At 60.6% G+C, this 24,850-nt stretch carries 23 protein-coding genes; 17 read left to right on the top strand and 6 right to left on the bottom strand.

What is annotated here, in order from left to right:
• Window positions 1–27 precede the first annotated feature (27 nt).
• From NB231_RS02410 to NB231_RS02445, 8 genes are all read left to right on the top strand, one after another.
• Complete coding sequence (locus NB231_RS02410) at window positions 28–792, top strand: DUF6492 family protein (protein WP_156776872.1); 765 nt, start codon at window positions 28–30, stop codon at window positions 790–792.
• Window positions 785–1,552, top strand: a complete 768-nt coding sequence (locus NB231_RS02415) for a polysaccharide pyruvyl transferase family protein (protein ID WP_004999456.1) — start codon at window positions 785–787, stop codon at window positions 1,550–1,552. The genes NB231_RS02410 and NB231_RS02415 overlap by 8 nt, the downstream gene beginning before the upstream one ends.
• Window positions 1,549–2,340: an aspartyl/asparaginyl beta-hydroxylase domain-containing protein gene (locus NB231_RS02420; RefSeq protein WP_004999458.1), complete on the top strand. Its 792-nt coding sequence runs from the start codon at window positions 1,549–1,551 to the stop codon at window positions 2,338–2,340. The genes NB231_RS02415 and NB231_RS02420 overlap by 4 nt, the downstream gene beginning before the upstream one ends.
• Window positions 2,341–2,577: 237 nt before the next feature.
• Window positions 2,578–3,912: a paraquat-inducible protein A gene (locus NB231_RS02425; protein WP_004999461.1), complete on the top strand. Its 1,335-nt coding sequence runs from the start codon at window positions 2,578–2,580 to the stop codon at window positions 3,910–3,912.
• On the top strand, window positions 3,905–5,548 hold the full coding sequence (pqiB, locus tag NB231_RS02430; RefSeq protein WP_004999462.1) for an intermembrane transport protein PqiB: 1,644 nt from the start codon (window positions 3,905–3,907) through the stop codon (window positions 5,546–5,548). The genes NB231_RS02425 and pqiB overlap by 8 nt, the downstream gene beginning before the upstream one ends.
• Window positions 5,545–6,171: a PqiC family protein gene (locus NB231_RS02435; protein WP_004999464.1), complete on the top strand. Its 627-nt coding sequence runs from the start codon at window positions 5,545–5,547 to the stop codon at window positions 6,169–6,171. Before pqiB ends, NB231_RS02435 begins: the two co-directional genes overlap by 4 nt.
• Before the next feature lie 71 nt (window positions 6,172–6,242).
• Window positions 6,243–7,517 carry a bifunctional O-acetylhomoserine aminocarboxypropyltransferase/cysteine synthase gene (locus NB231_RS02440; protein WP_004999465.1) on the top strand — a complete coding sequence of 425 codons (1,275 nt, stop codon included), beginning with the start codon at window positions 6,243–6,245 and terminating at the stop codon, window positions 7,515–7,517.
• A gap of 48 nt (window positions 7,518–7,565) precedes the next feature.
• Window positions 7,566–8,936: an MFS transporter gene (locus NB231_RS02445; RefSeq protein ID WP_004999466.1), complete on the top strand. Its 1,371-nt coding sequence runs from the start codon at window positions 7,566–7,568 to the stop codon at window positions 8,934–8,936.
• Here NB231_RS02445 and NB231_RS02450 read toward each other — a convergent pair.
• Entirely contained in the window at window positions 8,921–9,745 is an 825-nt protein-coding gene (locus tag NB231_RS02450; protein ID WP_004999467.1) for an arylamine N-acetyltransferase family protein, read from the bottom strand. The genes NB231_RS02445 and NB231_RS02450 overlap by 16 nt on opposite strands.
• A gap of 86 nt (window positions 9,746–9,831) precedes the next feature.
• Here NB231_RS02450 and NB231_RS02455 point away from each other — a divergent pair, with 86 nt between their 5' ends.
• The 3 genes from NB231_RS02455 (at window position 9,832) to NB231_RS02465 (ending at window position 11,546) form a co-directional block, all read left to right on the top strand.
• A complete protein-coding gene (locus NB231_RS02455) occupies window positions 9,832–10,443 on the top strand; it encodes a DedA family protein (RefSeq protein WP_004999468.1) in 612 nt (203 codons plus the stop codon).
• A 114-nt stretch (window positions 10,444–10,557) separates the two neighbouring features.
• Window positions 10,558–11,169 carry a DedA family protein gene (locus tag NB231_RS02460; protein WP_040662922.1) on the top strand — a complete coding sequence of 204 codons (612 nt, stop codon included), beginning with the start codon at window positions 10,558–10,560 and terminating at the stop codon, window positions 11,167–11,169.
• A gap of 191 nt (window positions 11,170–11,360) precedes the next feature.
• On the top strand, window positions 11,361–11,546 hold the full coding sequence (locus NB231_RS02465) for a hypothetical protein (protein ID WP_040661622.1): 186 nt from the start codon (window positions 11,361–11,363) through the stop codon (window positions 11,544–11,546).
• 143 nt (window positions 11,547–11,689) lie between these two features.
• Here the strand turns inward: NB231_RS02465 and NB231_RS02470 are convergent, their stop codons facing one another.
• Window positions 11,690–13,189, bottom strand: a complete 1,500-nt coding sequence (locus tag NB231_RS02470) for a GGDEF domain-containing protein (protein ID WP_040661624.1) — start codon at window positions 13,187–13,189, stop codon at window positions 11,690–11,692.
• Between the two features lie 239 nt (window positions 13,190–13,428).
• Here NB231_RS02470 and NB231_RS02475 point away from each other — a divergent pair, with 239 nt between their 5' ends.
• The 3 genes from NB231_RS02475 to NB231_RS02485 all read left to right on the top strand — a co-directional run bounded on the left by NB231_RS02475 (window position 13,429) and on the right by NB231_RS02485 (window position 14,665).
• Complete coding sequence (locus NB231_RS02475; protein WP_232210365.1) at window positions 13,429–13,647, top strand: type II toxin-antitoxin system Phd/YefM family antitoxin; 219 nt, start codon at window positions 13,429–13,431, stop codon at window positions 13,645–13,647.
• Window positions 13,635–14,021 (top strand): type II toxin-antitoxin system VapC family toxin, encoded by a 387-nt coding sequence (locus NB231_RS02480; RefSeq protein ID WP_004999473.1) that lies wholly within the window; start codon window positions 13,635–13,637, stop codon window positions 14,019–14,021. Before NB231_RS02475 ends, NB231_RS02480 begins: the two co-directional genes overlap by 13 nt.
• 65 nt (window positions 14,022–14,086) lie before the next feature.
• Window positions 14,087–14,665 carry a hypothetical protein gene (locus NB231_RS02485; protein WP_004999474.1) on the top strand — a complete coding sequence of 193 codons (579 nt, stop codon included), beginning with the start codon at window positions 14,087–14,089 and terminating at the stop codon, window positions 14,663–14,665.
• 318 nt (window positions 14,666–14,983) lie between these two features.
• Here NB231_RS02485 and NB231_RS02490 read toward each other — a convergent pair whose 3' ends face one another.
• Both NB231_RS02490 and NB231_RS02495 read right to left on the bottom strand, forming a co-directional pair.
• Window positions 14,984–15,868, bottom strand: coding sequence for a dihydrodipicolinate synthase family protein (locus NB231_RS02490; protein ID WP_004999475.1), 885 nt, complete (start codon window positions 15,866–15,868; stop codon window positions 14,984–14,986).
• Window positions 15,869–15,914: 46 nt separating this feature from the next.
• A complete protein-coding gene (locus NB231_RS02495; RefSeq protein WP_040661630.1) occupies window positions 15,915–16,694 on the bottom strand; it encodes an aldolase in 780 nt (259 codons plus the stop codon).
• Window positions 16,695–16,837: 143 nt separating this feature from the next.
• Between NB231_RS02495 and NB231_RS02500 the strand changes: the two genes are divergently transcribed.
• On the top strand, window positions 16,838–17,377 hold the full coding sequence (locus tag NB231_RS02500; protein WP_004999480.1) for a helix-turn-helix domain-containing protein: 540 nt from the start codon (window positions 16,838–16,840) through the stop codon (window positions 17,375–17,377).
• Window positions 17,378–17,530: 153 nt separating this feature from the next.
• Window positions 17,531–18,100 carry a hypothetical protein gene (locus NB231_RS02505; RefSeq protein ID WP_004999481.1) on the top strand — a complete coding sequence of 190 codons (570 nt, stop codon included), beginning with the start codon at window positions 17,531–17,533 and terminating at the stop codon, window positions 18,098–18,100.
• 32 nt (window positions 18,101–18,132) lie between these two features.
• Here NB231_RS02505 and NB231_RS02510 read toward each other — a convergent pair whose 3' ends face one another.
• Window positions 18,133–20,199 carry a S9 family peptidase gene (locus NB231_RS02510; protein WP_004999482.1) on the bottom strand — a complete coding sequence of 689 codons (2,067 nt, stop codon included), beginning with the start codon at window positions 20,197–20,199 and terminating at the stop codon, window positions 18,133–18,135.
• Window positions 20,200–20,395: 196 nt separating this feature from the next.
• Between NB231_RS02510 and NB231_RS16580 the strand changes: the two genes are divergently transcribed.
• Window positions 20,396–24,289, top strand: coding sequence for a DUF1631 family protein (locus NB231_RS16580; RefSeq protein WP_084766205.1), 3,894 nt, complete (start codon window positions 20,396–20,398; stop codon window positions 24,287–24,289).
• Window positions 24,290–24,329: 40 nt separating this feature from the next.
• On the opposite strand, the gene NB231_RS02520 is transcribed toward NB231_RS16580, so the two are convergent.
• Entirely contained in the window at window positions 24,330–24,701 is a 372-nt protein-coding gene (locus tag NB231_RS02520) for a hypothetical protein (protein ID WP_040661633.1), read from the bottom strand.
• Window positions 24,702–24,850 lie beyond the last annotated feature (149 nt).

Here is a 24,850-nt window from a genome sequence, read left to right on the forward strand (position 1 = left end):
TACACTATCCTGTGAAGGTGTAGGTAGGTGGAATCGTCGCCGCTTACCGGACGTCTGGAGATGACCTGCGACATCGTGATTCGAAGCTACTGGCGCGATTTCGGCTGGCTGGAGATGTGTCTGGCGGCCGTGGAGCGGTTTTGCTCAGGCTTCTCGCAAGTCATTGTCGTGATACCGAACGCCAGCGAACCGTGGCTGCGGCGTCGTGCCGCACTGCCGCCGTTCGTGCGACTCGAATTATGCCGTGATTACAACGATGACTATCTCGGCCAGCAGGTGACGAAACTGTATGCCGACCGCCGGAGCGACGCCGGGCTGATTTGCCACCTCGACTCCGACTGCATCGTTCAGAAGCCGCTAACACCGAACGATCTGACCTCTGAGGGCCGCCCGCGGATCTACACACGGGCCGTGGCCGACCTGCCGCGCCATTGGCCGTGGACCCGGCCCACGGCGGAGTTCTTGGGCTGGATGCCAACGCACGATTTCATGCAAAGTCCGCCGTTCACGTTTCCACGCTGGCTATATTCCGAAATCCGCGTCTGGTCACGCCGCGAGAAAGGCGTTCCGCTGTCGGATTGGGTTATGAGTCGCCCAGCGCGCGGCTTCTCGGAATTCAATGTGCTGGCCGCCTACGCGCATGAGTATCATCGTGAGGCCTTCGAGTGGCTACCGATCGGTCAACTCGCCGACACCGACAGACCTTGCCAGTGGTTCTGGAGTTGGGGCGGACTCGACGCCGATACCCGGCAACTTATCGATCGCATCCTGCAACCGGTGAGTTATGGTTGATCGGCTGGCCTCGTTTTGGTGCCGCATACCGAGCCGGGCTAATTTCGGCGATGCCCTCACACCGTGGCTGATCAGGCGGCTGACCGGTGCCTACCCGCGTTTTCGCGAGGCCGACGATGCGCGGCACAAGTTCCTCGTTACCGGCAGCGTCATCAGCCTGGCGCGTGCCCCGTGCACCGTCTGGGGAGCCGGCATCATGACGGCCACCGGGACGGTCGGTAGAGGTCTCGATGTTTGCGCCGTGCGTGGTCCGCTAACCCGTGACCGGGTCCGGGCGGCCGGTATCGACTGCCCGCCGGTCTACGGCGATCCGGCGCTGCTGTTGCCGGTTCTCTATACACCAAAGGAGCCGGTCCGGCATAGCATGGGGCTGGTGCTGCATTTTTCCGATCGGCCGAGATTGGCCGGCCGGTTCAGTCTGCAGCCGCGGACGCGGCTCATCGACATCCAGGATCCGGTCGAGACGGTCATCGACGCTATCGGCAGTTGCGAATGGGTGGCATCCTCGTCGTTACACGGACTCGTAGCCGCCCATGCTTATGGCCGCCCGGCCGCATGGATCGAGTTTCGCCCCCTACCGTCGGGTGATCGCAGCAAGTTCCGTGACTATTTGCAGGCTATCGGCTGCCCGCAGATCGATCCGATACCGATTCGGCCGGATAGCATCGTCGAGCAAAGCCTGCGGGCGCACGCCATCGCACCGCCGAGGATGTCATTACAAGCATTGATCGACAGTTGCCCCTTTCCGATTACGTTATGAAACCGGATGACCTCATTGCGGGTATGCTCGCCGGGGATCAGCATCACGGCGGTATCCGATGTCTGCGTTTGTTCGGCGTGGCCAACCCATTCTTTGCAGGCCTGCGCACTGATGTCGAACGTTACCGGAAAGCAAACAAGCCTTCCGAGATCGGCGCCACGAACCATGTCACTCACTGGACCAACCCGCACGGCAATGCCGAGCAATTCAGCCTGCTCAATCGTACCGGGCGCAGTGGCGATTTCAGTACCGACCATGATCTGTCATGTCGCAACAAGTGGTTCTTCGACTGCCACCAATACCCGGCATTGTCGCGGTTGATCTGCGACTGGCCGCATTTGATCAATTTTCGAATCAATGTCCTGCACCCCGGCGCCTCGCTGAATGCCCATGAAGAACACGTGCCGTTTCGCACGAGCACCGGCACGATCGGGGCACGCCTGCGTTTTCATCTGCCGTTGCTTACCAACGATGATGCGGAGTTGATCCTCGACGGGCAGGTGTATCGATTGCCCGCAGGCGAAGTACAGCTGATCAATCAGGGATGTGTTCACTCCGCCAGCAACTGTGGCAAGTACCCGCGTGTACATCTGGTCTGGGATGCACTGCTAACCAAGCGCTTGTTCAGGTTGGTTTCCTCAATCTGTCCGGCCCCCGACTACCTAATCGCGCTGGGTGCTGTCGCATCGGAGGCGGTCGCAACGCGCAGCGTCGGCCCCTATCGACGGCTGGCACCGGCCGTCAGCCGGGCGGAGGCAGCCACGATGGACCTGTGTTCGCCGCAATAACACGATCGTGGTCGGTCACACTAACAAAAAGCTGGTCAAGAGCTTGGGCGAGAAAATCAAGAAGAACCTGGACTTGAAGTAAGGAGGTGCGGTATTAATCCACCCGATGATTCTGGCCCGCATCGCAATGTGGACCGCTTGCTCGATCTAAAGCCACGCCTCCAGCCTGAAAAAATCATTTTAATCAAAATCTAAGGAGCGTTTTGTGGTTGTGGCCGTAGGGACTTTACGCGCGTAATGGGGGATTTAAGGCAGCCCTTTGCTGGCACCGCAAACGGCGATCGAATCTCGACTGCCTCGTCTCGGCTGACTCGCCGGCGGCGGTTGCGCGCCTGTCATGGGTGTGATCTCGTCGTTGCACTGCCGCCGCTGCGCCCCAACGAGCGCGCCGACTGCCCCCGCTGCGGGCACCTATTGGCGCGGCGCAACCGGCTGCCTGTGCAGCGGGGGCTTGCGCTGGCCAGCGCGGCGTTTACTTGCCTGGTGCTCGCTGTGAGTTTCCCGTTCGTGGGCTTCCAGGTCCAGGGCGTGTCCAATCGCATCGAGCTTGTCGACGCCCCGGTGTCGCTGATCGATTTCGGTGAATACCTGGTCGCTATCAGCGTGTTATTGACGGTGGTGGTGCTACCGGCGCTCTACCTGATCGGCCTTATCTGGTTGCACAGTAGCTTGCTGCGCAGCAAGCTACTGCCCCAAAGTCGAACGATTGCCCGCGCCATCCTGCACGTGATCCCTTGGATGATGGCCGACGTGTTCGTCGTCGCGACCTTGGTCAGTTTGATCAAGATTGTCAGTTACGGCCAGATCGGCCTGGATCCGGCGTTCTGGTTTTTCTGTGCATTCGCCGTGTTGCTCCTCAAGACCAACCAGTCTGTTGACGCCGATTGGCTGTGGTTCGCCCTGGCCGGGGAACCGCCGGCCCCGGCGGGAACCCGGACCGGCGAGACGGCGGCAGGGCAGGGGCTGACGGGCTGTGCCGTGTGTGGGTTGATCAATCGCCTGGATGACGCGGCGCCTACTGCATGTCGGCGCTGCGGCGAGCACCTGCACAGCCGCCATCCGCAGAGCCTGCAGCGCACGTATGCACTGCTCGCCACCGCCACAGTGCTCTATGTGCCGGCCAACGTTTATCCCATCATGACCACCACGGTTTTGGGAGCCTCGGAGCCGTCGACCATCATCGGCGGGGTGCTGAGTTTTGCGTATCATGGCGACTTGCCGATCGCGCTGATCATATTCACCGCCAGTGTGCTCGTGCCGGTCAGCAAAATACTCGCACTCGGCTGGCTCTGCGTGAACGCGCAGCGTCGAGTGCCGCGCGATCGCGGGACCTCGGCGCGCCTGTATCGGGCGGTTGAGTTCATCGGCCGCTGGTCCATGGTGGATGTGTTCGTCGTCGCCATACTTGTTGCGTTGCTCCGGGCCGGTGCTGTGCTATCGATCACGCCTGGCGTGGCGGCGCTTGCCTTCGCCAGCGTCGTGGTGGTCAGCATGTTTGCGGCCATGAGCTTCGATCCGCGACTGCTTTGGGACGCCCCTCGCAACGGCCAGGAGAAGGGAAAGGATGGCTGACGCCCCACCACACTACGCCAGACGCCGCGGGCAGGTCCGCATTTCCCCGATCTGGATCGTCCCGGCGGTTGCCATTCTGATCGGCTTGTGGATGGTCTATAACGGCTTCGTCAACCGCGGCCCCCTCATCACCCTCGAAATGCAAAATGCGGAAGGCATCGAGGCCGGCAAGACGCCGATCAAGACTCGCAATGTAGAGATCGGTCGCGTGGAGACAGTACACCTGTCCAAGGACTTCAGTCATACGATCATCGAGGCACGCCTAAACGTCGGCTCGGAGCGCATGCTCAATACCGAAACCCAGTTCTGGGTGGTCAAGCCGCGCATCGGCCGGGAAGGCATCAGCGGCCTCGGTACCGTGCTCTCCGGCGCTTACATAAAACTGCAGCCAGGCCATGCGGAGACCCCGCAGCGTGATTTCAAAGTGCTCGAGCAGCCACCGGTGGCACCGCCGGACGCCAAAGGTCTGCGGCTGAAATTGATCAGCGGACTGGGCAACTCGCTCTCCACCGGCGATCCGATCTTCTACGAGGGGCTGACCGTCGGCCGTGTGGAGTCCACGCAGTTTGACTCCGAGGCCCGCCGAATCACCCATCAAGTCTTCATTCAGGCCCCGTACGACAGTCTCGTGACCAGCACTACGCGTTTCTGGACCGCTTCGGGCATTAACGTCGACGTCGGCGCGGGCGGGGTGAAAGTGAACTTCGAGTCGTTGGAATCGTTGATCGGCGGCGGCATCACCTTTGGCGTGCCGGAAGATGTGCCGCAGGGGCAACCGGTGAAATCCGGCGCGACCTATGAGCTCTATCCCGATCGAGCGAGCGCGCGTGAGGGCTCGTTCGACCGCTTCATCGAATATGTGCTCCTCGTAGAGGATACGGTACGTGGACTCGAGGCCGGCGCGCCGGTGGAATACCGCGGTGTCCGTGTCGGGACCGTCGTCAGCGTGCTCTGGGACTTACGTGCCGGCCGGGCCAATGTGGTGCAACTGACGATACCGGTGCTGATACGCATTGAGCTGCAGCGAGTCGAACGCGGTGCCAGCGATATGACATTGGCGCAGTGGCGATCCCGTGTGGAGCGGCTGATGAAGCGCGGGCTGCGGGCCTCGCTCAAAACGAGCAACCTGCTGACCGGCTCGCTGTTCGTCGATATCAACTTCTACCCGAATGCGCCCGCCTACAAACCGCAGACTTTCCACGACCGGCAAGTGTTTCCGACAGTCTCAACCGGTGTTGCCCAAATCGAGCAGAAGATCACGAGCCTGTTGGACAAGTTGAATGCGCTGAACATCGAGCAAATCCTGGATAAGCTTAATCGCAACTTGGAGGTCTCCCGTGCCGCGCTCGCCCAACTGGCGAAGACCACGCAAACCGTAAATGGCTTGCTTGATGATCAGGCGACGCAGGCGATGCCGAACAACCTCAACGAGACACTGGTGGAACTTCGCAAGACCATGCAGGGTTTCTCCGGTGATTCGGAAGCCTATCAGCGACTGACGACGACGCTGGAGCGGCTCGACGCGCTGATGCAAGAGCTCCAGCCGATGGCTCGCACGCTACGTAAGCAGCCCAACGCGCTGATCTTCGATAAGCGGGAGAGACCGGATCCGCAACCGAGGGCCTTTCACCGATGACCGCTCAGAGGTTCACAATCCTCGCCCTCGCCATTGTGTTGGCCGCATTGATCCTTTTGAGCGGTTGCGCGGGGGCACCGACTGTGCCCGAACACCGCTATCTGCTCGGGCTCACCAGTCGGCCGGCCGCGCCGGCCGCGAGCAGTGAGCACCGGCTTTGGATCGCGTCGCTGCAGCTTGCACCGTTTCTCCGGAGCGACGGCATCGTGATGCAGACCAACGACGTGGCCATTCACCAGGGGCGCGACCATCTTTGGGCCGAGAATCTCGCCACTCAGCTGCGGCGCAGCCTGCGCGAGGAGTTGGCGCGCAAGTTGCCGCGCGTTCAGGTGCTCGACGACAGCGAATCGGCGACTACGGGCGAGCCGCTGCCTCGGCTCGAAGTCGAGGTGGACGGCTTTCACGGTCGCTACGATGGGGTGGCGATCGTCGTGGGGCAGTGGCGGCTGCGCGATGGTACGGGCCGCTTGCTGGCCGCGCGACAATTCTCGGTCGAGCGACCATTACCCGCGGATGGCTATCAAGCCCTGGTCGAGAGCCTAGCGGCGGCCTGGCGAGGCGTGGCGGACCAGATCGCACCGGTCGTCGGCGGCGAATTGATAGCGGCTGGCCATAGTCAATAGCCATTAGAATTTGCGGGCGACCGCGGTTAGTATGGCCGGGGGTTACGAGACCAAAGAGGACGAGGCAGGCCGTGAAACTCGAAACCATTGCCATCCATGGCGGCTACCAGCCCGAGCCCACCACCAAGGCCGTGGCCGTGCCCATCTACCAGACCACTTCCTACGCCTTCGACAGCACTCAGCACGGCGCCGACCTCTTCGATCTCAAAGTGCCGGGCAATATCTATACCCGCATCATGAACCCGACCAATGCCGTGCTCGAAGAGCGGGTGGCGAAGATGGAAGGCGGGGTCGCCGCACTGGCGGTCGCCTCGGGTATGGCGGCCATCGAATACGCCATCGAGACCATCGCTGAGGTGGGCGACAACCTCGTCACCACCACCAAACTCTACGGTGGTACCTATAATTTCTTCGCGCACAGCTTGCCGCGGCGCGGCCTCGAAGCGCGTTTCGTCGCTCAGGACGATTTCGAGGGCATCGCGGCGCGCATCGACGAGCGGACCAAAGCGGTGTTCTGCGAAACCGTGGGCAACCCCGCCGGCAATATCGTCGACATCGAGCGTGTTGCCGAGATTGCGCACGCCCACGGCGTGCCGCTGATCGCCGATAACACCGTCCCCTCGCCGTATCTATGGCGGCCCATCGAGCACGGCGCGGATATCGTGGTCCACGCTTTGACCAAATACATGGGCGGGCATGGCAACAGCATCGCCGGGGTGATCGTCGACTCCGGTAAGTTTCCCTGGGCGCAGCACAAGGAGCGCTTTCGGATGCTCAACGAGCCGGATCCGTCCTATCACGGCGTGGTGTATACGGAGGCGTTGGGCGAGGCAGCCTTCATCGGCCGGGCGCGCGTGGCACCACTGCGCAACACCGGCGCCGCGCTGAGCCCCTTCAACGCCTTTCTGGTGCTGCAGGGTATCGAGACGCTGCCGCTGCGCATGGAGCGCCACTGCGAGAATACGCAGAAGGTCGCCGAGCACCTTCAGGGTCACCCGCAGGTGAGCTGGGTGAACTATGCCGGTCTGCCGGACAGCCCCGATCATGCGCTCGCCGAGAAATACATGGGCGGTAAAGCCTCGGGCATCCTCAGTTTCGGCATCAAGGGCGGTGCCGAGGCGGGCGCCAAGTTCATCGACGCGCTCGGGCTCATCGTGCGGCTGGTGAACATCGGCGATGCCAAATCGCTCGCCTGCCACCCGGCCACCACCACGCACCGCCAGCTCAACGACGAAGAGCTCGCAAAGGCGGGGGTATCCCGGGACCTGGTGCGGCTCTCGATCGGCCTCGAGCACATCGACGACATCCTCGCCGACATCGATCAGGCGCTTGTCGCGGCGAAGTGAGCGTGACCTGCCTCAGCCCTTGATCCGCCCCGCCGGAGACCTTGCCGAGTGACTGCCTTTGAAGCCGAAGCAGAGCGAACCGCAGAGATAAATGGCCAGGAAGTCGACGACTCCGCCATGCATCGGGCCATTGCCGGGGCGGCTATCGGCAACGCACTGGAGTGGTTCGATTTCGGAGTCTATGGCTATTTCGCCGTCACACTAGGGCAGGTTTTTTTCCCGAGCCACGATCCGACGACCTCCTTGCTCTCGACGTTCGCTGTCTTCGCGGTCGCTTTTTTGGCCCGGCCGCTCGGTAGTCTATTTTTCGGGCCACTGGGCGACAAGATCGGTCGCAGCGGAGTGCTGGTCACGACGATTCTCATGATGTCGGCCGCCACCTTTGCGGTAGGTCTATTGCCAAGCTACGAGGCCATCGGCATCTGGTCGCCCATCGGTTTGATTCTGCTCAGGCTGGTGCAAGGCTTTTCCACCGGCGGTGAGTACGGTAGCGCCGCAACCTTCATTGCCGAGTACGCCCCGGATAAGCAGCGTGGAATCCTCACAAGCTGGCTGGAGTTCGGTACTCTGGGGGGGTATGCATTGGCGGCGATTTTAGCTGCCGTGCTCGCCGGATCGCTATCGAGCGAGGCCATGCTGGAATGGGGTTGGCGCGTTCCGTTCCTTATGGCCGCACCGATGGGCCTTTTCGGTTTGTATCTGCGCCTCAAGCTCGAGGACAGTCCGGCCTTCAAGCAAGCCCAGGAGGCGGGGGAGGTGGCGCAGGCGCCGTTGCGCGAGATGATAACGGAGCATTGGCGCTCGCTGCTGCTGTGCATCGGCGTCGTAGTCGTTTGGAACGTGGCTTACTATACCGTGCTCAAGTATATGCCGAGCTATCTCACCACGCGCTTGAACACCAGCGAGTTGCAATCCTTGCTGCTCTCGCTCGGGGTGCTGTTGGGTATGATGGCATTGCTGACGTTCATCGGCCGGCTCTCCGATCGCATCGGGCGTAGGCCGGTGTTGATGGTGGCGTGCCTCGGGTTATTGTTTTTCTCGTACCCGGCTTTCGCCCTGATGCAGGGCGGTACCGGCATGGAGTTCGTCGGTCTGGCCATCATTGGCTTCTTCGTGGTGTTGCTTTCGGGGACTTTGCCGGCGACTCTGCCGGCGATATTCTTCACCCGGGTGCGCAATGGCGGGTTCACGATCTCTTATAATCTGTCCACTTCGCTTTTCGGCGGCACCGCGCCATTCATGATCACCTACCTCATCTCACTCTCGGACAGCAATTACATACCGGCTTATTATCTGATGGGGGCGGCAGCGATCGCGATCATACCCATTTTGCTTATTCGGGAGACGGCCGGTTTGCCGCTGGCGGGTGCCAAGGCACTGCACGGCTCGCGTCGGCCGACGCTTTACGAGTCCGACTGACCAGCCGTGACGGCTCGCTCGATGAGCGGCCGCCACCCCGGTTCCACAGGCAGGCCGAAGGTCTCGGCCAGAACGTGCTCGAGCGCATCGGCGTTTAATGCGCGCCGCTCCATACCGCCGTTGGGAGACCGAACCGTCAGGCGGTTGTGCAGGAGCGTGTAGCGGGCCTGCGGCGTGGTCCGCGCCACCATCAAATTGCGCCGAAACGGCGAGCTCGGATGCGTGGCGGTGAACCAGTTGGCAAGCTCGTAGTCCACATCGAGCTGCGCCTCGCGCGAGAGCTCATAGACCGAGCGCCACTCGCCGTCGAGCCTAGCCTGCAAAAGCCATCCCTTATCGAGCGGTACCAGGCGGAACGTCTCGTGGCGAGTCGGCTGCGGCGCGGTGCACTCCAAGCGCAGCGGCGCGGTGAGCACCAAATTGCCGAACCCGACATCGCCGAGCCAAGACACGCCATCGAGGGTAACCCGCAACGCCATGTGCGTACGCGGCCGCGGCGGCGCCTCGGGGGGAGCCATCCAACGCACGCGGGCAACCAGCCCTTCGACCTCGAAACCGAGCGCCGTGAGCACGCGTTTGAAAAGGCTGTTGTGCTCGTAGCAATAGCCCCCGCGAGCGCTTACGATCAGCTTGGCGTCGACCGCGGCGGGGGAGAGGTCGACACCGCGATTGAGCAGGACATCGATCGCTTCGAAGACGATCGCGGCCGGATGCAGTTCGTGCAGCGTGCGCAGCGTCTCTAGTGTCGGCGTGCGCGGCCCCTGGTAGCCGATCCGGCTGCAATAGGAATCAAGGTCGATTTGCGGCATCAAAGTAGAGAAGTGCATTTAAAGCGCATGAACTATGGCCGAAGGCCGCCACGAGGCCGACGGCTTGCCACGGAGGCATAAAGGCCATGCTTGATTGGATCGCTAACATTATCGCCGATATGGGATATCTCGGCATCACGCTATTGATGTTTCTGGAAAATATCTTCCCACCGATTCCCTCGGAGATCGTGATGCCGCTCGCCGGGTTCGTTGCGGCGCGCGGTGATCTGAATCTTGCGGGTGTAACCATCGCCGGAATGCTCGGCTCGGTGCTCGGGGCGCTTCCTTGGTATTTCGCTGGTCGGCTGCTCGGCGAGGAACGGCTCAAGGCCTGGGCGGATCGGCACGGCCGCTGGCTCACTGTTACCCCGAGCGAGCTTGATAAGGCGCTGGATGGATTCCTCCGCCACGGCGGTAAAATGGTGCTTTTCGGCCGTTTGGTGCCCACCATTCGAACTTTAATCTCGGTTCCAGCCGGCTTCGCATGCATGCGTTTGCCCCGGTTTTTGATCTATTCGATCGTCGGCACAGTACTCTGGTCTGGGCTGCTGGCTTGGGCCGGTTACCTTCTGCAAAGCGAATACCACACAGTTGCGGATTACCTTGGCCCTGTCTCCGTAGCCATCCTGGTGGGTATCGTGTTGGCCTATATCTATCGTGTCGTCACTTACCCGCGGCAGGTCGGGTCTCGGCGATAATGCTAAATTAGAATAATTAAATAGGTCGCTCGAGATTGCCGGCTATGGCACATCAAACAGTTCAATCGCCGGCCATCGAGGGCGCGAACGACTTGCTAAGGGCTCATGCGGACCATGCTTAGCTGGATCGCCGACATGATCTCCAACATGGGCTATCCCGGCATCATGCTGCTGATGTTCCTGGCGAGCCTTTTCCCGCCGATTCCCTCGGAGGTCGTGATGCCGCTGGCCGGGTTTGCCGCCGCGCGCGGTGAACTGAGCCTGGCCGGCGTCACCGTCGCCGGAACGGTCGGCTCGGTGCTCGGGGTGCTGCCCTGGTATTTCGCCGGCCGCCAGTTCGGTGAGGAGCGGCTCAAAGTCTGGGCGGATCGGCACGGACGGTGGCTCACCGTTACCCCCGGCGGGATCGACAAAGCCCTGCGCTGGTTCGATCGTCAGGACGGCAAGGCGGTGTTATTCGGGCGCCTGATCCCCACCAGTCGAGTATTGGTTTCGGTGCCGGCCGGCTTTGCATGCATGCGCATGCCCCGGTTCCTGCTCTATTCGAGCATCGGCACGCTGCTCTGCTCCGGTCTGCTGGCCGGAGCCGGCTACCTGCTGCAGAACCATTACCACCTGGTCGCGGATTACGTCGGCCCTCTATCCATCGCTATCTTGGTAAGTATCGTGTTGGTCTACATCTATCGCGTCGCCACTTACCCGCGCCAGGTTAGGTCTCGGCGATAAGGACGCCGCAAAGCTACTCTCCGCACTAAAACCGTCGGCTAGGCGATTTAAGGGACACACGCCCCCAGGACTGCGCTTCATATATGAGCAAGTGCTTCGACTACCGGCCGCATGCAGCAAACCAGCTAAAGGCAGATGGGTGATGCCAGCCGGATTGTCCAGTTCGACCGCCATTTTCGGTTGCGGGCACGATGCCTCACGCCGTACGGGTGTGGACGGGCGCGGCACCGCTGCCGGTAGAAATGACCTGGACCAACCGCTATCAGCTACCGCCGCAACGCCACCCGCATCCGATTTACCTCTCCGTACGGCCGGATCCCGAGGATTCGGAGGCTTTCGGCGGCTGCCCGATTTGCCGCGAAGCCGCGCAAGCCTGAACCGGCCTTGCACCTACGCGGTGCGCTCGGCCTGGCGGCTTACCCATTCCGACGGATCGTCCATCCGCTGGCGAGAATCGATCGGCTGCGGTGTGTAGGTCAAGTCAAACGTCTCCGAGTGCATCGGGATTTTTGCGATGCGTTTATTCAGCCACCTCGACGCGATTGCGGCCCTGTCGCTTCGCCAGATAGAGCGCACGATCGGCCGCACGGATCAGGTCATCCAGCTTGTTGCTGATCCGCGAGCCGTCCATGTGCGCCGCCGCGCCCGCCGATAGGGTAATGCGGATCATGTGTTCCGGCGCCACAGTGTGTTCTTCGGTTTCAATGTGCGCTCGTATACGCTCTAAAATGCGTTGCGCCAACTCCAGGTTGGTGTTCGGAAGCAGTAAGACGAACTCCTCACCACCATATCGGGCGAGGAAATCGTCGCCGCGAAGGCGGCTGCTGATTGCCTTGGCTACTCCGGCGAGCACCACATCACCGGCCTGATGCCCATAGCGGTCATTTACCATCTTGAAGTGGTCCAGATCCAGGAAGCCCAGGCTCAGCGGCTGCTGGTGTCGGGTGGCAGCCTCGAAACGCTGGCTAAGCATCTCGTCGAAATAGCGCCGGTTATAGGCACCGGTCAGGGGGTCGCGGCGAGCCATCTCCTGCAGCTGAACAGCCGTTCGTTCGAGCTCGCTGGCTTTGCGGTCGGCTTCGGAGGCGTGTTGTAGCAGCTGAAGATAGCGCATGACCAAGAGTTCGCGGGCCTCGTCGGTGATGCCGTTCACCTGTTCGCACGACATAAATGACATCTCGAATAGCTCTTCGATCTCCGGTAGGGAATTCGCTACTTGAAGCAACACGGTGGACAGCACAGCACGGTCCAGAGCGGGCCCGCATTCGTTCGCACTCGCAGCGGACGCCGTGGCGCTTTCCGTGTCGGTCTCCAGATAAATGTCGGCGATATAGCCGGAGAGGCCGACGCATGCAATGAATGCGTGCAAAGACTCGGGTGTGTCCATGGCCTGCGGGTTATGGATGGCTGCGGTGGCAAGGGGGATGTAGTCCGGCAGTCCCCATTCACGCATGATCCAGGCGCCAGCCTCGCCATGATCGGTGGCAAGGTGTTCCCGTTCCTGTGCGATCAGCCCCTCATGATTGGATGAGGCATCGAGCAAAGCCGGGTAGCGCTCCGGAAATACGGACGCCAGCACCAGCACACCGATCTCATGGAGTAGTCCGGCGAGAAACAGCTCTTCCAGAGCGCCGGCTTTGCACTGTCGGCCAAGCTCCCGACAGGCTAGGGCTGAGAGCAGACAGCGGCGCCAGAAATGTTCCAAGCCCTGGCGTTGGCTTTCGTTGCGCTTGAGACTGTTCGTAAGCGAGAAGCTCAATGAGAGCGTAATAGTGGAGTTCAGTCCGAGCAGCATCACGGCCTGCTGCAGGTTGCGTGTACGTTGCGCTCGACCGAGCAACGGTGAGTTGGCCGCCCGGATGATCTTTACGGTCAGCGCCGGGTCTTTCGAAATCAGAGCCGCCAGTTGGTCAATGTCGATCTCCGGTTCACGGGCCATCTTGACGATACGCAGTGCAACCCCGGAGAGGGTCGGAAGTCTCGGGCAGAAACGCAATAATTCTTCGATTTCTGGTTTCATAAGCTCTGCTTCCATAATCGTTGTGGAGTCCGACTAACCTGGCCGGGTCTGAACAAAAGATGACATTAACGCTCGAGAATCTCGTACAGACGAGTCAGGTTAATCTCCATCCGTGGGCGCGCCGCCGGCGCGTAAATAGCGTATCATTTTGGGTGCAAGTGTCGCCCGGTATAAAAAAGTGTATCGGTATGCTATCGTACAGTACGTGTAAAAAAACGTGCGGTACGACAATGGAGCGAATGACGCTTTCCAAGTTACGAGCGAACCTGTATCGGATCGTCGACACGGTCATCCTAAGCGGCCGAGGAGTTGAAATCGAACGGCGGGGACGGCGTGTCCGGATCGTGTCAGCCAACGAAGGAGATGCGCTCGATCAGCTCAAGCCGCATCCGGACTATCTGCAAACCGATCCTGAAGCGCTGGTACACATGGATTGGTCGCAGGAATGGCATCCATAGTCTATCTCGATACGCATGTGGTCGCCTGGCTCTATGGGCTTGGCGCCAAGGCTTTATCGGCACCGGCAGCCGATGTTGTCCGCTCAGCTGATTCGCTGCGTATTTCACCTATGGTGCGGCTCGAACTTCAATATCTCTATGAAATCGGTCGCCTTGCTGAGCGCCCGGCACCGGTGCTTGATGAGTTGAACGCCACGCTGGGATTGAGCCTATGTCAGGCACCGTTCGCAGCGGCGGTGCACAGAGCCGCGGGTCAGAATTGGACGCGTGATCCGTTTGACCGACTGATCGTAGCCCAGGCCGCTCTGCACGATGCGATGCTGGTGACGAAAGACAAGACCATGCACACCCACTATGCCAGAGCTATATGGTAGGAGAAATGCTCGGCAATAGCCGGCAAGTGTCCTGTTTATAAAATCATTTGCCCAGAGGTGGCCCGATGGAGTGGAACCAAGAACGGATGAGCGCATCGATCGAGCGTGCGGTTGATACGTCGCGGCGCATGATCCGAGAACAAGGTAATCTCAATGGTATGCTGGCGACCCTGCACCCGGACAATGACAGTGGGTTCACGGTGTTCGGACTTGCCATACCGGAAAAGCCGGAAGATCGTGAGCTCATAGCAGAGGTGATTCGCGGTATTGCCGACGAGTTGGATGTGATCATGGTTACTTTGGCAGTGAACACATGGATCTCGCTACCCGCTGATCTCGACAGCATTGACCTTGACGAATCAGCCGCCAGTTCTTCGGATCACAGTGAAGTCCTGATGGTCACCGCAAGCCACCGCCTGCTTGGTGAGGCTACCCGCTTGGAAAACGTCCGGCGTGAAGGTTCGACGGTGCATTTCGATGCCGTCACGGCGCTTCCTGGAATCACCTTGGAAGACTGTTTTGCGCACATCCTTTCCCCGCAACGCGGACCTATTTCAGCGGCTGCTCGTGAACAGGCCCATCAGATCGCCACTGGAATCCGCCTCGGGCACGTGGGAAATGACGAAGGACAACCCCGGCACTAAGTACACATTAAGTACACATTAAGTACACATTATGGGGTTTCGTGCAGCTTCCCTAAATGATCAGCAGCTTTACCGGCATTGCTGGTTATCAGGCTTATAGCAAGCCCGATTGTCCATCGATATGTTCTATTTAACATAATATACATTATGCGCATGTTTGACTTCGTCATCGGACTTTGTTGTCCGCTAATGGCCGCTCACGTTATCGCTGACACTATCCCATAACCTGGCCGAACATTCCGGCATGGGCGCGGAGTTCTCGATGCTCAGGGGCTGGAGATGATCCGCGGGCGCCGGGTAGGCGCCCGCGGACTGTGGCTAGCGTAGTTCTTTGAGCAGGCCACCCAAGTAATCACGCCCGGCATCATCCAGCGGCAGCACGGGCAACCGCGGGGCGCCGACCGATAGCCCGGTCAGGCCCAGACCGGCCTTGATAGTGGTGGGTAGGCCGCCCTTGAGGATGAAATCCAGCAGCGGCAGTTGCCGGTAGAACAGGCTTTGCGCCTCGGCCAGCCGGCCGTCTCTAACCGCCTCGTAAAGCTGCCGGTTCAGGGCGGGGATGAGATTAGGCGCGGCTGTACACCAGCCGGTGGCCCCGGCCACGAACGCCTCCAAGGCCATGGGGTTGGATCCATTGTAGAACGGCAGCTTGCCCTGGGAGCGCAGGTAGAGTTGATGCATGCGTTGGATGTCGCCGGTGCTCTCCTTGACCATGGTCACGTTGTCCACCGCATCGACGATGCGCATGATCAGGTCCACCGACATGTCGATGCCGCTGGTGCCGGGATTGTTGTAGAGCATGATCGGGATGCCGATGGCATCGCCCACGGCGCGGTAGTGCCCGACGATCTCGTCGGTCTGGAGCTTCCAGTAGGATACCGGCAGCACCATCACGGCGTCTGCGCCGAGTGCTTCGGCGGATCGTGCGCGGCGGACGGTGCCGGCGGTGGTCAGATCGGAGACGCTGACGATGGTCGGCACCCGCTTGTCGACCTGATCGACACTAGACTTGGCCACCTGTTGCCACTCGTCCTCGTTCAGGTAGGCGCCCTCGCCGGTGCTGCCCAGTGGGGCGATGGCGTGCACGCCATCGTCGATCAGCCGATCGATGGAACGCGCCAGTGCGTTGAGGTCGAGGCCATCATCGGTGCCGAAGGGTGTAATCGTGTAGCCGATGATGCCGTGTATTGCGTGTCCGGACATGGGGAATTCCTTAGTTAGATGAAAGATGGGTTTCGCAAGAGCGGGGCTAGCTCAGGCAATCGTGATGCCGTGCCAATGTCCGGCGGGTGTAATAGTTAAAGGCCGCGCCATGGCGTTTCGGTGTGGAGATCCAGTCGTGGGCCTCGCGCCCCAGCTTCTCCGGGATCGGCTTGATTTCGCCGGCCGACATGGCCAGCAGTTGCAGCTTGGCCGCGCGCTCGATCAGCATCGCGAGCACGCAGGCCTCCTCGATCGAGGCGCCGGCAATGAGCTGACCGTGATGCGAGAGCAGAATCGCCTTCTTATCGCCCAAGGCGCCGGAGATGATCTCGCCCTCCTCGTTGCCGACCGGCACACCGGGCCACTCCTTGAGAAACGCGCAGTCCTCGAACAGCGGGCACATATCCATGTGTGAGACCTCCAGCGGTATTTCCAGCATAGATAGCGCCGCGATATGCGGCGGATGCGTGTGGATGATGCAGTTCACGTCTTCGCGGGTCCGGTAGACCCAGCTATGAAAGCGGTTGGCCGGGTTGGGCATGCCCGTGCCTTCCAGCACGTTCAGATCCTCGTCCACCAGCAGCAGGTTGCCGGCGCTGATCTCATCGAAGCCCAAGCCCAGACGCTGGGTGTAATAAGTGCCCGACTGCTCGCCGCGGGAGGTGATCTGTCCGGCCAGACCGGAGTCGTGGCCGCCTTCGAACAGGATGCGGCAGGTCAGGGCCAGTTTTTGAGGGTCGGTCCAAGTGTTGTCGCCCAAGGACGACTTCATCTGCGATTCGGCCCGCTTGACGAGCTCCTCTTTGGATGCGGTCATGCTAATCATGGCGATATACTCCTTGTCGTTAGGCAGCGGCAAAGCGGTTGTGGGTCAACGGCGGTGCGACGTCATCGGCGTGACACTTGTTACTGTATATGACACCATGTGTCATATACAAGCCCTGTACTTGGAAGGCAAGACACGTTCAGATGTCCATGCGTTTAAAGCTGTTACGGAAAAAGCTCGGCTTCACGCTGGAGGCTCTCGCCCAACAGACCGGGCTGACCAAGAGCTATCTATCCAAGGTGGAGCGCGGACTGAATACGCCTTCCATTGCAGTGGCCTTGAAGGTCGCCGAGGCACTCAACGTGCAGGTCGAGGAGTTGTTCTCCGATGGGGACGAGGCAAGCGATGGCTATAGCTTGGTCCGCGCCAATGAGCGCGGGTCGCTGGCTAGCGGCGACGACGGCTTGGCCTATGCCTCCTTGGCCAACCGTATCGGCTCTCGCCGTGTGCTGCCTTTCATTCTTTATCCCAAGTCCGATTTCAACCAATCGGCATTCAAAGAGCACATGGGCGAGGAATTCATCTTCGTACACCGAGGTCGGATTGAAGTGGACTTCGGCTCGGAACGGCTGAGACTAGACTGCGGGGATGCGCTGCATTTCAACGCGCACATGCCGCATCGGATTCGGTCAGTGGGAGTAGACCAAGCCGAACTTCTGGTGGTAGTGGGTAGCGATGAATAGTGTGAATCCAATTCATGAAACTTCCGGGCAGATAAGTCAATTACTTGAGTTCCGCATTCGCTAGAGCCATGCTGTATTGCACACGCTACGGAGCGGGCTAAGCGTGGCCCGCTGATTTTATTGCGAGCTCTCAAACGACAATCGGAGGTCGCCATGAGCAGCACGACAGCGACAAGTAGCAAGGACCTATTCAGGCAGTTGACTGTTCTGAATACCGAACTGTGGAAAGTTTGGCTCGAAGGTCCACCGCGTATGCTGCAGAGCTCTTCCACGCTCGATCAAACTTATCACAGCCAAATCAACGGGTTTCGGCAAGCCATCGAGGAGACGCTGCAACTTGAACAGCGCTGGGTGGGCGAAATTCGGGATCATTGCCCACGCGTGGGACTTGGCGGCGAAATGTCGCGAATGTCGACGGCGCTTATGGAAGCCGGCATCAACACCCGGTCGCGGCTCTGGAAGGTTTGGTTCGACAACGCTGAACGGCTCGATATCGGGCGCCTCGGAAACCTGACTGAATCCATGCAAACGCCGCAACAACTCTTTACCGCCTGGCAGCAGGTCGCCGATGAGCTGCTCGAGGCTCAACGGCAAGTGGACCAGGAGCTCGATAGCGCGAGCAAAGCCGCGCCGAAAACCCCTGCCGAGGCCGCTACCGGCAAACCGCGGCGCGGTTCCAGCAAGCCGGGCTCGCAGGAGGCGGCGGCTTCGTCAGGTGCCTAACGCATTTACCGGATCGGTGGCTGGCACCGGTGCTAGCCGCGGAGATCGAGTCGCAACAAGAGGAAGGAAAAGACGAAAGCCAGCTCTTTGAGCGCCTGATACCGCCCATGAGTGCCGCTATGGCCCACCTCCATATCGGTTTTCAGAAGAAGCAGACCGCCGGTGGCGCGGCGGCGCAGCCGCGCCACCCACTTGGCGGGTTCCCAGTAGGGAACGCGGGGATCGTTCCAGCCGGCGATGACGAGCATATCCGGATAACGCTGCCGGCGTATATTCTCGTACGGCGCATAATCCCGAATGGTCTCGTAGTACCGCCGTTCTGCGGGGTTACCCCACTCATCGTATTCGATCACGGTGAGCGGCAGAGAAGGGTCCGCCATCGTATTGAGAACATCGACGAAGGGCACCTCGGCCACGGCAGCCCGGAATAAATCCGGGCGACTGTTGACGGCCGCGCCGATGAGCAGACCGCCGGCACTGCCACCCATTACGGCGAGGCGTGCGGCACGCGTGTATTGTGTGTCGATCAGCAGCTGCGCACAGGCAATAAAATCCGCAAAGCTGTTGGGTTTGCGCAGCAACTTGCCAGCGTTTTTCCAATGCTCGCCGAGCTCGCCGCCACCGCGGACGTGAGCAATCGCATAGATGAAACCGCGCTCCAGCAGACTGATGCGGCTACTCGAAAACGTCGGCTCGGTGCAGATGCCGTAGCTGCCATAGCCATAGAGAAGGCAGCGGGCCGAGCCATCGAGCGGTGTATCACGATGGCGAACGATCGAGATCGGCACGGGCACGCCATCGGCTGAGCGGGCCCACAGACGCTCGCTGCGATAGTGCGCCGGCTCGTACCCGCACGGGATCTCGCGTTGCTTGAGCAAGTGCAGCCTGGCTTGTGCCATATCGTAGTCATACACCCGCGGGGGCGTGACCAACGAGCTGTACAGCAAGCGCAGGCGGTCGGTTGTGAAGGTTGGGTTGTCACCGAAATCCACGGTGTAGAGTCGTTCGCCGAAGGCAACCGCAGACCAGTCATTGGTTACGAGGTCACAGATCCAAACCCGGGCTACGCCGGCCTCGCGGGTCAGCAGCGCAAGATGGTGCTCGAATACCTCGAAGTCCTCGAGCTTTACGCGGTCGCGATGGCCGACGAACGTTTGCCATGAGGATTCCTCGGCGAAGCGCTCCGCGGGCACTCGCAGGAGCTCGAAGTTGACGGCGGACCGATTGGTCAGGACGAAGAATTCACCGGCCCGGTGCTCAAGCGAGTATTCGACGCCCTCCTCCCGCCGCCAAAAGCGACTCGGACTGGCCTGCGTATCGTCGGCATCCAGCAGATACGCCTCGCTGGTAATGTTACTGACCAAATTGATTAGCAGGTAACGCCGATCCTTGGTCTTATCCACGCTGACGAAGTAGGCGGCATCCTCCTCGCGCAGCACCTCGACATCGTTAGCCGGGGGTTCCCCTAGGCGGTGGCGCATGACGCGCCAGGGACGTTGCGTATCGTCGAGTAGCGTGTAGATCAGCGTCTGGCTGTCGTTGTACCAGGCCACGGCATCGGAAGTCTGTACAATCGCCTCCTCCAGCGTCTGCCCTTCGACTAGATCACGGACACGCAATGTGTAACGTTCGCTGCCGTCGAGGTCTTCCGAGTAGGCCAGGTAGCGATGATCCGGGCTGATCTGCGTGCTGCCCAAGGCAAAATACTCCCGCTCGGCGGCCAGCCGATTGAGGTCCAGGATAACCTCCTCGGCCCCACCCGATGTTGCGGCGTCGTGGCGACGGCAGAGCAACGGATACTCAGCACCGGCGCAGGTTCGCGTGTAATACCGATACGCATCGAGGCGCACCGGTACCGTTTCGTCATCTTCGCGGATCCGGCTTACGAATTCCTCGTAGAGGCGTTCGCCGATTCCACGAGCTGGCTCCATGATGGCGGCCGTATATCGGTTCTCCGCTTCCAGATAGGCAACGACCTGCGGGTCAGCACGGTCGCGCAGCCAGGCGAACTCGTCGGTTCGAGTCTCACCGTGAGCGGTTACAGCGCTCGCCCGCTGCAGGGCGAGTGGCGGCTTGGGCCGTGGCTCGTTTGTGCTCATAATCCCCTATTGATGGTTATTGGACCGGGAGCCCAGCGGTAGGCTCGGCCGCGCTACGGCCGGTCAAGTGTTTTCCCAATTAACGGATGCCATTGCTTACCAGGCTATTCTAGGGAAGAATCTAATATCAGTCCGAAGGAAGGGGCGTTGCGGCTTGACCGTAGCTGCCAAGGGTTGGGGAACCCGAGGTAAAGGGATGAACAGGGAACGTCGTAGATACCAAAGACACTCGGTGTATTGGGATGCCACCCTTTCCGGTGGTGGTTTTACCGCGGAACCGATCACCATACGCGATTTCTGCGCCGGCGGTCTGTTCTTGACCGCGCAGTCCGGCGTATCCGACAGGAAACGATTCTCTGCCGACCACTTGCACGCCGGCGAACGCGTGGCGGTGCGCTTTACTCACCCAGTGGACGGCACGGAACGCGAGGTCACGGGATCGATCGTGCGGGAGAGTTCGGCCGGGCTCGGGCTGGCGTTCAGCGCGCCACAACGGGAGTTGGTTACCGCCTTTCATGCCATCGCCACTGATCAATCGCCGGCGAGCGAGCCGCAAGCCTCGAGCGAGCGTACCATAAGTCGGCTCGCACGCGAGGCTCTGCAGCTCTACCGAGAACAAGCGCAAGGTTTTTTCAGCACGGCCCTCCCCGAGTTCGTCAACCACGCCGGCGACCAGCTTTTCGAGCGGGCCAGCAACGCGTCCAGCAATGACGAGCAGCATGCCTACTACAGCGGCTTTCGTTATCTGCGTGATGCCCGAGCCGATCTGCCGCAGCAGTTCGCCGATGAGCTGATGCGGCGCATGACGGAGCTTACCGACGCGAGATTTACTCGCGCATCGAAGCGGATGCCCGAGGTGGTAGACGAGCTGGCCCTGGTGGACGAGCGCGAATTCGAAGACTGGCTCAATCGCTCCGATGCAATCAACCGTGCCGAGACGCGTTTTGCAATCCCGCTCGTGGCACTCAACCGGCGCTTGTCCTATATCGTAGGCCACCGCTTGGACGAGCTCAGCAATCCACTGGCCCCGGCCGTCGTCTGCGAAATCCTCTCGACTGTACTGGATTTATCCAAATTCGAGCGAAAACCCGCTCGAACGCTCCATGAAGCCTTCAGCCAGACGGTAACGATGCGGCTCGGCACTCTCTACGAGGGGCTGAACGCCCGCTTCCACGAGCGCGGCATTCTGCCCGGCATCGAAAACGAACGCCCGGAAATCCGGGTATCGAGCCCGCCACAAGCGGGCGAGCAAGCGGCAACGCAACCCGAGCTCGATCCCGACTCGCAAGCTTGCACGGAAGCCGCATCGGACAGCGAGACCATGCCCGCGCCGCAAGGTCAGCCGCAGCAGGGGTCAGCCGCGCCGATTATCGGCTCATCACCATCACCACCACCATCAGCATCACCATCACGGACACTGCCGGCCGCGCGCGAGCTCCTCGCGGCGCGCAATCGCCTGCTCCACCGTGGGCCCTCCCGCTTCGCAACCGCGGGAGTGAGCACCATACCGGCGCCTGGCGCGCCAACGTTTGCTGCCAGCGAAGTGCTAGGAGCTGTCGATCACCTCCATGCCAACTCCGAAGAAGCACCGAACGTCACCACAGACGTGAGCCTCATGGAACGGGTGATGGGGCGGTTGCACGCTGATGGTGCTGGGGCGGCTGAAAAGCAACTCGCACCCGAGACGCACGGCACGGTCGAGTTGCTCGACAATTGGTTCGGTTCGCTGCGGGATGATCCGTTGAACACCCGCTTCCTGCGCGACTGGAGTGGGCGCTTGGCGATCCTGGCCTTACGCGCCCAGCTCGAAAAAGGCGGGTTTTTGCAAGAGAATCCCCAGCCAATCCATCATTTGCTCAATCAGTTGGATCGCTCCGGCGTAGCTCTGGCGGTTCTGCGCGGGGCTGAGCAGGATCGCCTGCAGCGCAAGCTCGAGCAGCTGCTGCAACGCGCGCTGAGCGAATCGCGCGAGCAACCGGAGGTCGTGCGCGAAATCGCCGATGAAATCGCCACTTTGGTCGAACGCCCCCTTAGCACACGTGCGGTCAATATGCAGAAAGTGCTCCAGCAGTGCGAGGGCACGCAGAAGTTGGAGCGTGCCAAGCGCTTGGTGAACCAGGAGATCGACAAGCGCGTCGCCGAGCACATGATCCCGAAGCTGCTACTCGGGTTTATCGATCAAGGGTGGCGTAACCTGCTCGTGCTGGTGAACCTGCGCTCGGGGGTCGACAGCGATCAATGGCGGCGCGGGCTCGCCGTTTTGGACCGGCTCATCGCTGGGCTCGGTATCGCGGCCGTGAGAGCGCGGCCGATTGCTGAACCGGAGAAAGTGGCCAGCTACATCGAGCGACAGTTGACCGCCTTTGGCCGTTATACCCCCGAGCTGCAGTCCATTGTCGGCGAGATCCGCGATTACCTGCTCGCGGTCAGGGCACAGGGCCGGGCCCCACGGCCGTTGCCTATGGTCAAGGCCAGGCGATCGAACGCCAATGAACTCGCGCTGACCGCCAAAATTAAACCTTACTGGCTCGGCCAGGCCAAACTGCTCGGTGTGGGTGATTGGGTGTTTTTCGCCGGCAAGGATGGCACTCCCGAACCTTTGCGCCTGCAATGGATCAGCGAAGAGCGGACCCGGTTCGTGTTCGTCAACCGCAGTGGGATCAAGGCCAAAGACATCACCTTGGCAGAGCTGGCGCAATTGTTGGAGGTGGCCTCCGCAGGGCTCACCGAAGATATGGACATGCCGCTGACCGAACGCCAGTGGCAAAAGAAGCTCCAAGATCTGCACGATGAGTTGGTTCGCTTCGCCACCCATGACCCGCTGACCGGTTGTCTCAACCGAAAGGCCCTGCAGAAAGCGTTGGAGCAGTTGCCAAGCGGGCGCGAGGCCCACAATCAGTGGCATGCCCTACTCTACTTCGCTTTGGATGGTTTCAAGGTGATCAACAGCACCCTGGGGCATGAGGGTGGCGATGAGCTGTTGCAGCAGGTCGCCGACCAGCTGCGGGAAAGTATCGCCGGGCGCGGTTGCGTCGCCCGCATGGGCGGTGATGAGTTCGCGGTGTTGGCCGAACATTGTAGCGCGAATGAGGCACGGGTACTCGCCGAGCAACAACGCCTTGCTCTTTACGAGCGGCGCTTTGTCCGTGACGACGAGAGCCTGACCGTTTCAGCGAGCGTCGGGGTCGTACCTTTCACGCTCGAGAGCCGCAGCCCCAAGGGATTGCTCAAGGACGCCGATGAGGCCTGCCTCGCTGCCAAGAATGCCGGCGGCAACCACTTACACATGCTTACCCCAGACGACCGCGAGCTCAAACAGCTGCGCAGCAGTATGGCGCAGGCCGCCCAAGTCGACAAAGCTTTGGAGACGGGCAAGCTGCGGCTGCGCTGTCAACGTATTCAGCCTATAGCCGATGACCCTGCGCTGCGCCCCTTCTACGAAATTCTGATCTCCATCCTCGGGCCGACCGATCACCTCATTCCACCCAAGGATTTCATCCCGGCAGCGGAGCGTTTTGGGCGCATGACCGCCGTAGATCGCTGGGTCATTCGTGAGGTATTGGATTGGTGCGCTCATAATGGCGATGCATTGACCACCCTGGACGGCTTTACCGTCAATCTCTGCGGCCCAACGTTGAATGACGGCGATCTTGCCAACTACCTTCGAAGCCAACTTGATCGCACCGGGGTTTCTGGCGAGTTGCTCTGCTTCGAGGTGACCGAGACCGCCGCGGTGCAAAATCTCGCCCGCGCGGCGGACTTGATCCGGGAAGTCAAGGAGCTCGGGTGCCGCTTTTCCTTGGATGACTTCGGTTCGGGTTTGTCATCGTACTCTTATCTCAAAAACCTGCCCGTAGACTATCTCAAAGTCGATGGCCAGTTCGTCCGCGACATCGATCGAGACGAAGCCGACCACGCCATGGTCCGCTCCATCAACGAGCTGGGGCATTTTCTTGGCAAACGGACGATCGCCGAATTCGTGGAAAACGACAAGGTTCTCTATCAGCTCAAAGACATCGGCCTCGACTTCGCACAAGGCTACGGAGTCGGCCGCCCGATGCCCATCGAGGAGCTTATCGGGCAAATCTAACGAGCAAGCGGCCGCGTATACGCGGGGTCGACTCCAGTCGCTACTGCGTCCCCATAACGATCGGGTGTTCCTGACGGTCGAGGATCAAAAAATCGGAGAGATCGGCCCCGGTGGCGAGTTGACGTGCAATCTCGCGCAGCCGCTCGCGGACCCTTGCCTCCGGCGCATCGTCCATGCAACCGAGCAGCAAGAACTCCCAACGATCGTCCAAATGGTCCGCCTCGGCAACGACCGCATCGAAGCTTAACGCCTGCAGCAGGCGTTGATGCGTCATCATCAGCGGCGTCAGGCTCAGCGTCCGACCGTGCCCATTGTCTTCATGGTGTTCCACATATAAGAAAACCAACAATAACCATTGTGGCGCGGAGCGCGCCAGTCCCGTCTGGATAAAATCCTGAAAATGATCATTCATATTCGGGATGGACTCCATTCGCCCAGGGCACTTCCCTAAGAAGTTGGCCGTCCCTCCGCACAAACGACAATTCAAAGCACGAGTTTGTGATTTACGATTCGTCTCTTATTGCCCACCACGCGAGCATAAAGCCGACCGGGCAGAACCAA

The organism is Nitrococcus mobilis Nb-231 (genome assembly GCF_000153205.1).
Lineage (GTDB): Bacteria > Pseudomonadota > Gammaproteobacteria > Nitrococcales > Nitrococcaceae > Nitrococcus > Nitrococcus mobilis.

Excerpts from the sequence above, each read along its gene's own strand:
- NB231_RS02415 (WP_004999456.1), top strand. The coding sequence starts at position 785 with ATGGTTGATCGGCTGGCCTCGTTTTGGTGCCGCATACCGAGCCGGGCT.
- NB231_RS02420 (WP_004999458.1), top strand. The coding sequence starts at position 1,549 with ATGAAACCGGATGACCTCATTGCGGGTATGCTCGCCGGGGATCAGCAT.
- NB231_RS02425 (WP_004999461.1), top strand. The coding sequence starts at position 2,578 with ATGGGGGATTTAAGGCAGCCCTTTGCTGGCACCGCAAACGGCGATCGA.
- pqiB (WP_004999462.1), top strand. The coding sequence starts at position 3,905 with ATGGCTGACGCCCCACCACACTACGCCAGACGCCGCGGGCAGGTCCGC.
- NB231_RS02435 (WP_004999464.1), top strand. The coding sequence starts at position 5,545 with ATGACCGCTCAGAGGTTCACAATCCTCGCCCTCGCCATTGTGTTGGCC.
- NB231_RS02450 (WP_004999467.1), bottom strand. The coding sequence starts at position 9,745 with ATGCCGCAAATCGACCTTGATTCCTATTGCAGCCGGATCGGCTACCAG.
- NB231_RS02455 (WP_004999468.1), top strand. The coding sequence starts at position 9,832 with ATGCTTGATTGGATCGCTAACATTATCGCCGATATGGGATATCTCGGC.
- NB231_RS02460 (WP_040662922.1), top strand. The coding sequence starts at position 10,558 with ATGCTTAGCTGGATCGCCGACATGATCTCCAACATGGGCTATCCCGGC.
- NB231_RS02465 (WP_040661622.1), top strand. The coding sequence starts at position 11,361 with ATGCCTCACGCCGTACGGGTGTGGACGGGCGCGGCACCGCTGCCGGTA.
- NB231_RS02470 (WP_040661624.1), bottom strand. The coding sequence starts at position 13,189 with ATGAAACCAGAAATCGAAGAATTATTGCGTTTCTGCCCGAGACTTCCG.
- NB231_RS02475 (WP_232210365.1), top strand. The coding sequence starts at position 13,429 with ATGACGCTTTCCAAGTTACGAGCGAACCTGTATCGGATCGTCGACACG.
- NB231_RS02480 (WP_004999473.1), top strand. The coding sequence starts at position 13,635 with ATGGCATCCATAGTCTATCTCGATACGCATGTGGTCGCCTGGCTCTAT.
- NB231_RS02485 (WP_004999474.1), top strand. The coding sequence starts at position 14,087 with ATGGAGTGGAACCAAGAACGGATGAGCGCATCGATCGAGCGTGCGGTT.
- NB231_RS02490 (WP_004999475.1), bottom strand. The coding sequence starts at position 15,868 with ATGTCCGGACACGCAATACACGGCATCATCGGCTACACGATTACACCC.
- NB231_RS02495 (WP_040661630.1), bottom strand. The coding sequence starts at position 16,694 with ATGATTAGCATGACCGCATCCAAAGAGGAGCTCGTCAAGCGGGCCGAA.
- NB231_RS02500 (WP_004999480.1), top strand. The coding sequence starts at position 16,838 with ATGTCCATGCGTTTAAAGCTGTTACGGAAAAAGCTCGGCTTCACGCTG.
- NB231_RS02505 (WP_004999481.1), top strand. The coding sequence starts at position 17,531 with ATGAGCAGCACGACAGCGACAAGTAGCAAGGACCTATTCAGGCAGTTG.
- NB231_RS02510 (WP_004999482.1), bottom strand. The coding sequence starts at position 20,199 with ATGAGCACAAACGAGCCACGGCCCAAGCCGCCACTCGCCCTGCAGCGG.
- NB231_RS16580 (WP_084766205.1), top strand. The coding sequence starts at position 20,396 with ATGAACAGGGAACGTCGTAGATACCAAAGACACTCGGTGTATTGGGAT.
- NB231_RS02520 (WP_040661633.1), bottom strand. The coding sequence starts at position 24,701 with ATGAATGATCATTTTCAGGATTTTATCCAGACGGGACTGGCGCGCTCC.